This is a genomic window from Mesorhizobium sp. M1E.F.Ca.ET.063.01.1.1, assembly GCF_003998155.1.
In the GTDB taxonomy this organism is placed as follows: Bacteria; Pseudomonadota; Alphaproteobacteria; order Rhizobiales; family Rhizobiaceae; genus Mesorhizobium.
On sequence record NZ_RZSC01000239.1, the window covers coordinates 1 to 7,992 of the forward strand.

Here is a 7,992-nt window from a genome sequence, read left to right on the forward strand (position 1 = left end):
GAGGCGATCAGGGCGGGCGACGTCATCTCGTTCGCGCCGGGCGAAAAGCACTGGCACGGCGCCGGGCCGAAAACCACGATGACGCATGTCGCCATGCAGGAGGCGATGGACGGCGTCCACGCCGATTGGCTCGAGGCCGTCTCCGACGAGCAATATGGCGGCTGAGCGCCGTCAACAAAAACCCGGCGCGCGAAGCCGGGTTTTTTTTATCTGGGTGGCTACGCTGCCGTTCAGGTCAGCGATGCAGTAAAACGCTGGATGCGGGTGCAGGCTTCCTCCAGCAGCGTCTCCGACGTCGCATAGGAGATGCGGAAGTTCGGACCAAGGCCGAAGGCCGAGCCGAACACCACCGCGACACCCTCGGCGTCGAGCAGCTCCGAGCAGAAAATCTCGTCGCTGTCGATGACCTTGCCGGCCCTGGTCTTCCTGCCGATCAGCTCAGCGCAGGACGGATAGACATAGAAGGCGCCTTCCGGCGACGGACAGGTGATGCCGCGCGCCTGGTTGAGCATCGAGACGACGAGATCGCGCCGGCCTTGGAAGATCGCCTTGTTCCTGGCGATGAAGTCCTGCGGGCCGTTGAGCGCCTCGACGGAAGCCCATTGCGCGATGGTGCAGGCGCCCGAGGTCTGCTGGCCCTGGATCATGTCCATCGCCTTGATCAGCGGCACCGGGCCGGCGGCGTAGCCGATGCGCCACCCGGTCATGGCATAGGCTTTCGACACGCCGTTCATGGTGAGCGTCCGCTCGTAGAGCTTCGGCTCGACCTCGGCGATGGTCTTGAAGACGAAGTCGCCATAGGTCAGATGCTCGTACATGTCGTCGGTCAACGTCCAGACATGCGGGTGCTTGAGCAAAACGTCGGCCAGCGCCCGAAGCTCGGCTTCGGTGTAGGCGGCGCCCGACGGGTTGGACGGCGAGTTCATCAGCAGCCATTTGGTCTTCGGCGTGATCGCCTTTTCCAACACTTCAGCGGTCAGCTTGAAGCCGTTGTCGATCGAAGTGTCGGCGAAAACCGACGTGCCGCCGCAGATCGCCACCATTTCCGGGTAGCTCACCCAATAGGGGCGGGGAATGATGACCTCGTCGCCGGGGTTCAGCGTCGCCATGAAGGCGTTGAACAGGATCTGCTTGCCGCCGGTGCCGACGATGGTCTGCTCCGGCCGGTAGTCGAGATTGTTCTCGCGCTTGAACTTCCTGGCGATCGCCTCGCGCAGCGGCACGATGCCGGAAACCGGCGGATACTTGGTCTCGCCGCGGCGGATCGCGTCGATCGCCGCGTTCTTGATGTTGTCGGGCGTGTCGAAGTCCGGCTCGCCGGCGCCGAGGCCGATGACGTCACGGCCGGCATTTTTCAGCTCGCGCGCTTTCTGCGTCACCGCGATGGTCGCGGAAGGCTTCACGCGGGAAAGGGCGTCGGCAAGAAAGGCCATGACAGGGCGTCTCCAAGAGAATGGCGGCCAGGAGCGGCCGCGGCGCCTCTCATGTCGCATCATCGGCCCCAGCGCAAGCATTGTCGGATGATCCAGAGGTCAAGGTGGCGTGAGCGGCAACTATAAATTCATCAACGACCGGTAAACCCTTGGCTGGCAGGATGGCTGATTGAATTCCGCTGGTTTGGCGGAGCGAGGGACCCTTGTCGCGCAGCACCGGGCTTGCCCATATCATCCGTCATGATGACGGCACCTCCAGCGGTGTCTGGGGTATCTACACGCTGCAGAGCGCCTTCCAGCCGATCTTCGCCTTCAACGAGGGCAAGCTTTCTGTCGCCGCCTTCGAGGGGCTGATCCGGCCGTTCCGCGACGGCGAGCCGCAGTCGCCGATGAGCTTCTTTGGCACCTGCCCGGCGGGCGAACGGCTGCCTATCGAGGGGCTGACCAGGACGCTGCACCTGCTCAACGCCGGCGCCTGTTTGCCGCAAGAGGCATCCATCTTCATCAATTTCGATCCGTCGGTGTTCACCGACCGCGCCATTGTCGACAAGGCGCTGCGCGACATGCGCCTGGTGCTGCACGAGGCTGGCATCGATCCGCGCCGCATCGTCTGCGAGGTGACCGAGCAGAGGTCGGCTTCGCAGGAGACGCTCTACAGCTTTGTCGAAGCGCTCAGAGCCAACGGCTTCCGCATCGCCGTCGACGATTATGGCGCCGACGATTCCGACATCAACCGCGTCAAGGAATTGAGGCCGGATATCGTCAAGTTCGACGCCCACTGGATCACACAGCTCATGGAGTCCGGGGCCGGTTTCGCGCTGCTGAGCGCGATGGTGAAGAGCTTCGAAAGCCAGGGTATCCGGACGGTTTTCGAAGGTATCGAGGAAGGCTGGCAGTTGGACCTCGCCGAGAAATCCGGCGCCTCGATGGTGCAAGGCTATGTGCTTGCCCGGCCGGAGCTCGCCTCGACCAGTTTTCGCGGTTTCGGCAAGAGCATGCAGGTGCCTGCGGCTGACGAGAGCAAGGCCAATTTTGCCACCAGTCCCGCTCCTGTGCCGCCGTCGCGGCCTGCGAAGGCGTTCGGGCGCAAGGTGACGCCATGAATGCGCGGCCCGAGAGGCGGCGCAATGCCGCCGAGGCGATCTTCGCCGACGAGATCGGCCTCCAGTTCGGTGTCTATCGCGAGTTCCGGCTGTGGAGCGCCTATCAGCCGATCTTCGCGCCGCAGGGCAGGACGCTCAAGGCTGTCGCCGTCGAAGCGCTGATCGAGCCGCGCCGGGTCGCGACACCCGTTGCGCCGCAGGTTTTCTTCGACAGCGTAGCGGCATCGGATCGCCTCTTTGTCGAGACGATGTGCCGGATGCTGCATCTCGGCAACTACCGCAACATCGGCGTCGATGGGCTTACGCTGTTCTTCAACTACGACCCGATGATCAACGATCACCTCGGGCGGGCGCTGGCCGAGATCCGCCTTATGACCAGGCATCTCGGCGATTTCGGACTCGAGCCTGCCATGCTGGTCTGCGAGATCACCGAACAGGCGGCCGATGACCATGTGCTCGCCAGCCTGGTGCGCGAGATGAGGCATGACGGCATCCGCATCGCCATCGACGATTTCGGCACCGGACATTCGACCGAAGCGCGCATCGGCCTGCTGTCGCCCGACATCGTCAAGATCGACGGGGGCTGGTTCGCCGAATTCTGCCGCCACGCCGCTGCCGAGCGGTTCTTCCGGCCGCTGGTCTCGATGCTGCACGACCGCGGCGCCAAGGTGCTGGTCGAAGGCATCGAGCAGGCCACCCATCTGCGCGTGGCACTCGACGGTGGCGTCGACCTCCTGCAGGGATACCACCTTGCCCGGCCGGCGCTTGCCGGCACGGTCTTCAACGAAGAGCCGCTCTCGGTCGACGCGCTGCTCGGCATGGACAACAAGGTCGTGCCCTTGCATCAGCGTCGCTGATGCTTTCACTCAAAAACAAATCAATGGATGGGACTCGCAGAAGCAAGTTAGAGGCTTCTTGATCGCTCGATATGCCGGAGAGGGCCATGATACTTTATGACATGATCGACAGCGGCAATTGCTACAAGCCGCGTCTTTTGATGGCTAAGCTCGGCATTCCCTTCACCCGTATCGAGGTGAGTTCGCATACCGGCGAGACGCGCAAGGCCGACTACGTCGCCAAGAACCCGAACGCGATGGTGCCGCTGCTCGAGCTCGACGACGGCAGGCGCATCGCCGAATCCAACGCCATACTGCTCTATCTCGCCGAAGGCACGCGCTTCCTGCCGGCCGACAGATATGAGCGGGCGCTGGCCTATCAGTGGCTGTTCTTCGAGCAGTACAGCCACGAGCCCTATATCGCGGTGCGCAAGGCGCTGCTGACCTTTCCGGAGAGGGCCAAGGACGCCACACCGGAACGGCTCGCCTTGACGCTGGAGCGCGGCAACAAGGCGCTCGGCGTGATGAACAAGCATCTGGAGCAGAACGCCTTCTTCGCCGGCAGCGCTTACAGCGTCGCCGACATCGCGCTCTATGCCTACACCCACACCGCCGAGAAGGGCGGCTTCCAGCTCGACGCCTATCCGGCCGTGGTGGAATGGCTGAAGCGGGTCGAGGCGGACGAAGGGCACGTGCCGATCGAGTGGGTGCCCTGAGCAGGCCACGTCGGCAATTGGCGAAAGCTTCGACGAGAGCGTCCTTCTCCCCGTCATTATACGGGGAGAAGATGGTGGCAGCCAGATGAGGGCGGCGCCGACCTCTGGCGTTGATTTGCTACCTGGATCTCCGGCAAAGCAAGCGAAGCTTGTCGCGACCCGTCGCGCTGCCCCTCATCGCCCTGCCGGGCACTTCCCCCGTATAATGACGGGGAGAAGGATGCAGCTTCGCCGGTTTCGCCAATCGCCGGAAATCAGGCAACAAAAAAGGCGGGCAATGCCCGCCTTCCTATGCCGGTAGCCTGATCGGGAGCGTTGGGGCCGGGCCGTCGGCAATCCGCCGCTTCGGCTTGTCGGGTCCTTCCGCTCCGGCGCGCTTGTCGCGCGACCGTCAGTACATCCGTGACTCGCCGCGCGCTCCAGGCTCTCGCCCAGCGCGCGCCCTGCGCGAAATCAGGCTGCCTTGCTCAGAGATCCAGCAGCGGACTTGCCGGTGCGGCGGTCCTGCTCGATCTCGAAGTTGATCTTCTGGCCTTCGATGAGGCTGGTCATGCCAGCGCGCTCGACGGCGGAGATGTGAACGAAAACGTCCGCACCGCCATTGTCAGGCTGGATGAAGCCGAAGCCCTTGGTGGCGTTGAACCACTTGACCGTACCAGTTGCCATTAGAATGTCCTTCACATTTGCTTTGGTTTGACCGGACCGAAGTCCAGCCGGCGGTATCGAAATTTTGGAGATAGACGTCAGCAAACGCGAAGATCGCGAGGCCCGATCGATCGGCCAAATTCAATGGAGCGGATATAGTATGGTTCGCGGATGAAAACAAGATGGAGTTGCAGGCATGCTCCCAATGGGTGCCCTGATAGCGTGGAAGTTTTGAGGTCAGGCGCGCGTTGTGGAGGGAAGACACGCGCGCGATTGTAGGAGAGGACCATGAGAACCATTCTGCTTGCCGCCTGCCTGATGCTGGTGGCCGCCGAGGCACAGGCTGTCTCGCGCTACGACCCGACGCGCATGAGCTGCGGTCGCGTGCAGGCGACGATCGCCAGGCAGGGCGCCATCATCCTGCGCTACCAGTCGTCGCGCGTGCCTGGGCTGCCGCTTTATGATCGCTATGTGCGGGACGAGCGCTTCTGCAACATGGGCGAGGTGAGGGCGAGGGCCTATGTGCCCAGCGCCGACACCAAGTCCTGCCCCGTCTATGTCTGCAAGCGGCCGGACTTCGACCGGCATTTTCGACGCCGCCTCTTCCCGCATCGCTAGGGGAGCCCGGCGTTCGGCAGGTTTTGTCAGAAACCGAATGATGCCTGCGCGGCCGGAGGCGGGCCGACGCGCACGCCTTCCATGGCGAGCATCTTCTCCTTGGTGGCCGAACCGCCGGGCGCGGAGAAGCCGCCGATCTTGCCGCCCGCGGCGAGGATGCGGTGGCACGGAATGACCAGCGGCACCGGGTTGGCACCGAGCGCGGCACCGGTTTCGCGCGCGAGCCCGGAATGACCGGCGCGCTTGGCCAATTCGCCATAGGTGGTGGTCTCGCCGAAGCCGAGCTTGCGCGCGGCGTCGTAGATGGCGAGACGGAAATCGTCGACGCCGTCGAGATCGACCGGCACGCCGGAGAAATCGACATCCTCTCCGGCCGCATAGGCCTTGATCGAGGCGATCAATTCGACCACCCATTTCGGCTGTTCGGTAGAGCTTGAAACGCCGGCATGGCGAAACAGCCGGCGCTCGATCGCTTCACGGCTGCGTTCGGGCAGGCAGAGCCGGATCAGGCCTTTTTCGCTCCAGGCAATGCCCATGAAGCCGATCACTGTTTCTAACACTGCGTGGCCGGCCGTGATCGGTGATGCGTTTTCCATGATGGGCTCCTTTTCGCAAACCGCGAAAAACGGGTACATCTACAGTACAGATAGGGAACAATATCGCAATTCCCCCCGAGTCTCGCCACCCGAAAACCGCATACCGGCCCCGATTGCCCGCTTGGAATCGCTGGTGTAAGGACTTTTTAACAACCGACAATCGGACCTGCAGGGCTTGGCAGCGAAAATCATCCTTACCGCGATCGGCGTGCTCGTTGCCGCTGCCGGTCTTAGCGGCTGTACCTCGACCTCGCAGACGAAGGCTGCGCCCCAGCTTGCGGCGGCTTCGACGCCGACCGTCGAGGATGACACGCCAACCGTCGCGTTGCCCGAAACCGTTGCCGTGCTGCCGGAGCCTTCCGGCCTTGCTCAGGTGCAGACGGCGGCTTTGACCGGCGATGCCGCAGCCACCGCCGCGGCAGGCGGACAGTTGCCGCCGCCCGCGCAGCCTGGTGCGCCGCTGCCGCCGCCCGCGCAGCCCGCCGCGTTTGCCGGCGCGACGCCCGTCGCCGGCCAGTTCCCGCCACCGCCCGTGCTGATGGCCGGCGCGTCGCCAACCGGGCCTGGCTCGCTCAAGCAGGCAGCCACCTACGCGACCGCCGGCGTTGCCATGCCGGTCACTGGCCAGTCTGCAAAGGTGGCCCCCATGCCCGGCGTTCAGCAGGTCGCCTATGTGGTGCCGCAGAACCCGGCGCTGCTTGCGCAACCGGGCCAGGCCGAAAAGCACGCCACGGGCCCACGCGCCGAGATCGAGCGGCTGATCGAGAAATATTCGGTGATCTACGAAGTGCCGGTCGATCTGGTGCGCTATGTCGTCAACCGCGAGAGCACGTTCAACCCGAAAGCCTACAATCACGGCCATTGGGGACTGATGCAGATCAAGCACGCCACGGCGCGCGGCATGGGCTATGACGGGCCGGCTACCGGTCTGTTCGACGCCGAGACCAATCTCAAATACGCGGTCAAATATCTGCGCGGCGCCTGGCTGGTCTCCGGCGGCAACGCCAAGCGGGCCGACACGCTCTACCAGACCGGCTATTATTACGACGCCAAGCGCAAGGGCCTGCTCGAGGAGACGGGCCTAGGCGTCGACCGCAGGCGGCATCGGCTGCCGCCCGACGCCTGAGGTTGCAACCTCAGCGCATGTCGCCCAAAAAAGTAGCGGTTTTGGCCATGCATGAAAATCCAGGTCCTCGCCCCGCGGCGCCCAACGACATTCGCCTTCGCAAGTTGCTCGACGATGCGCTGACCGCGCCGCATTGGCCGGACGGTTTCATCATGCGCCCGTTCGAGCACAGGGATGCGCAGGCCGTGCATGCGCTGCTGGAAGAGGTGTTCGACGACGGCACCGACGGGCCGTTCGAGGACTGGTGGCCGCGCATCCTCGGCAATGCGGAGTTCGATCCTGATCTCTTTTTCCTCGTCATCGACGGCAAGGGGCTGCTGGCGGGCGCGGCCCTTTGCCGGACGTCCGGCTTCGTCAGGGATCTCGCCGTTCACCCGGACTCCAGAGGGCATGGTATCGGCGAAGCGCTGATGCGGCATGTGTTCGTGACCTTCCGCGACAGGGGCGCCGCCCGTGTCGATCTCAAGACCAACACGGTCAAGAACGCCGCCGCCTTCAGGCTGTACGAGCGGCTGGGCATGGTTCCGGTCGCCTGGGAAGGCTAGGCCCGGAAGGCTAGGCTTGGAAAGGCTGGCGATTTCCAGCAGTCATCGGCGCCGCGGCGATCATCATGTGCAGGCATTGTGAACCACTTCACACAGGCTGACGTTAGGGCATGCTAATGCGTCGTCGTGCCGGGCGGCCGATCGGCGGATCGACGCTGGCAAGGCGTCGGAGGAGGCTGTGCCGGCATGCGTCAGCCACTCCAAGGTGGGCTCCGGGGCGGGGGTTTCGGAGCCCGCCCGCTTTCGTTTGAAATCCGCCCATCCATCCACCAGATTGCACATCTGCGCGCGCTTCGGTCAGGGGCCGACACGCCGCCGTTCATGCCGAATGGCTCATATTGGAACCCAAAGCGGTGCTCCGCATTCAAGTGCTG

At 63.9% G+C, this 7,992-nt stretch carries 9 protein-coding genes and 1 pseudogene; 7 read left to right on the top strand and 3 right to left on the bottom strand.

The window, feature by feature from the left end; all coding sequences use genetic code 11:
- Positions 1-165: pseudogene (locus tag EOA29_RS43060) on the top strand (cupin domain-containing protein); the annotation flags it as partial.
- 65 nt (positions 166-230) lie between these two features.
- Here EOA29_RS43060 and EOA29_RS17855 read toward each other — a convergent pair.
- On the bottom strand, positions 231-1,433 hold the full coding sequence (locus EOA29_RS17855; protein ID WP_127221222.1) for a pyridoxal phosphate-dependent aminotransferase: 1,203 nt from the start codon (positions 1,431-1,433) through the stop codon (positions 231-233).
- 203 nt (positions 1,434-1,636) lie between these two features.
- Here EOA29_RS17855 and EOA29_RS17860 point away from each other — a divergent pair, with 203 nt between their 5' ends.
- From EOA29_RS17860 to EOA29_RS17870, 3 genes are all read left to right on the top strand, one after another.
- The gene (locus tag EOA29_RS17860; protein ID WP_126092442.1) at positions 1,637-2,536 is read left to right on the top strand and encodes an EAL domain-containing protein; all 900 of its coding nucleotides are present in this window, start codon (positions 1,637-1,639) and stop codon (positions 2,534-2,536) included.
- Positions 2,533-3,393 carry an EAL domain-containing protein gene (locus EOA29_RS17865; protein WP_126092443.1) on the top strand — a complete coding sequence of 287 codons (861 nt, stop codon included), beginning with the start codon at positions 2,533-2,535 and terminating at the stop codon, positions 3,391-3,393. The genes EOA29_RS17860 and EOA29_RS17865 overlap by 4 nt, the downstream gene beginning before the upstream one ends.
- A gap of 86 nt (positions 3,394-3,479) precedes the next feature.
- Positions 3,480-4,088, top strand: a complete 609-nt coding sequence (locus tag EOA29_RS17870; protein WP_126092444.1) for a glutathione S-transferase family protein — start codon at positions 3,480-3,482, stop codon at positions 4,086-4,088.
- 453 nt (positions 4,089-4,541) lie between these two features.
- On the opposite strand, the gene EOA29_RS17875 is transcribed toward EOA29_RS17870, so the two are convergent.
- Complete coding sequence (locus EOA29_RS17875; protein WP_126092445.1) at positions 4,542-4,754, bottom strand: cold-shock protein; 213 nt, start codon at positions 4,752-4,754, stop codon at positions 4,542-4,544.
- 267 nt (positions 4,755-5,021) lie between these two features.
- On the opposite strand from EOA29_RS17875, the gene EOA29_RS17880 reads away from it, so the two are divergent.
- Positions 5,022-5,351: a hypothetical protein gene (locus tag EOA29_RS17880; protein WP_126092446.1), complete on the top strand. Its 330-nt coding sequence runs from the start codon at positions 5,022-5,024 to the stop codon at positions 5,349-5,351.
- A gap of 26 nt (positions 5,352-5,377) precedes the next feature.
- Here EOA29_RS17880 and EOA29_RS17885 read toward each other — a convergent pair whose 3' ends face one another.
- A complete protein-coding gene (locus EOA29_RS17885; protein ID WP_126092447.1) occupies positions 5,378-5,947 on the bottom strand; it encodes a methylated-DNA--[protein]-cysteine S-methyltransferase in 570 nt (189 codons plus the stop codon).
- 175 nt (positions 5,948-6,122) lie between these two features.
- Here EOA29_RS17885 and EOA29_RS17890 point away from each other — a divergent pair, with 175 nt between their 5' ends.
- The gene (locus EOA29_RS17890; protein WP_126092448.1) at positions 6,123-7,073 is read left to right on the top strand and encodes a lytic transglycosylase domain-containing protein; all 951 of its coding nucleotides are present in this window, start codon (positions 6,123-6,125) and stop codon (positions 7,071-7,073) included.
- Between the two features lie 47 nt (positions 7,074-7,120).
- Complete coding sequence (locus tag EOA29_RS17895) at positions 7,121-7,618, top strand: GNAT family N-acetyltransferase (protein ID WP_126092449.1); 498 nt, start codon at positions 7,121-7,123, stop codon at positions 7,616-7,618.
- The last annotated feature ends 374 nt before the right edge of the window (positions 7,619-7,992 follow it).

What these genes read in the sequence shown, in the direction of transcription:
- EOA29_RS17875 (WP_126092445.1), bottom strand. Translation starts at nt 4,754, where the DNA reads ATGGCAACTGGTACGGTCAAGTGGTTCAACGCCACCAAGGGCTTCGGC.
- EOA29_RS17865 (WP_126092443.1), top strand. Translation starts at nt 2,533, where the DNA reads ATGAATGCGCGGCCCGAGAGGCGGCGCAATGCCGCCGAGGCGATCTTC.
- EOA29_RS17870 (WP_126092444.1), top strand. Translation starts at nt 3,480, where the DNA reads ATGATACTTTATGACATGATCGACAGCGGCAATTGCTACAAGCCGCGT.
- EOA29_RS17880 (WP_126092446.1), top strand. Translation starts at nt 5,022, where the DNA reads ATGAGAACCATTCTGCTTGCCGCCTGCCTGATGCTGGTGGCCGCCGAG.
- EOA29_RS17895 (WP_126092449.1), top strand. Translation starts at nt 7,121, where the DNA reads ATGCATGAAAATCCAGGTCCTCGCCCCGCGGCGCCCAACGACATTCGC.
- EOA29_RS17885 (WP_126092447.1), bottom strand. Translation starts at nt 5,947, where the DNA reads ATGGAAAACGCATCACCGATCACGGCCGGCCACGCAGTGTTAGAAACA.
- EOA29_RS17855 (WP_127221222.1), bottom strand. Translation starts at nt 1,433, where the DNA reads ATGGCCTTTCTTGCCGACGCCCTTTCCCGCGTGAAGCCTTCCGCGACC.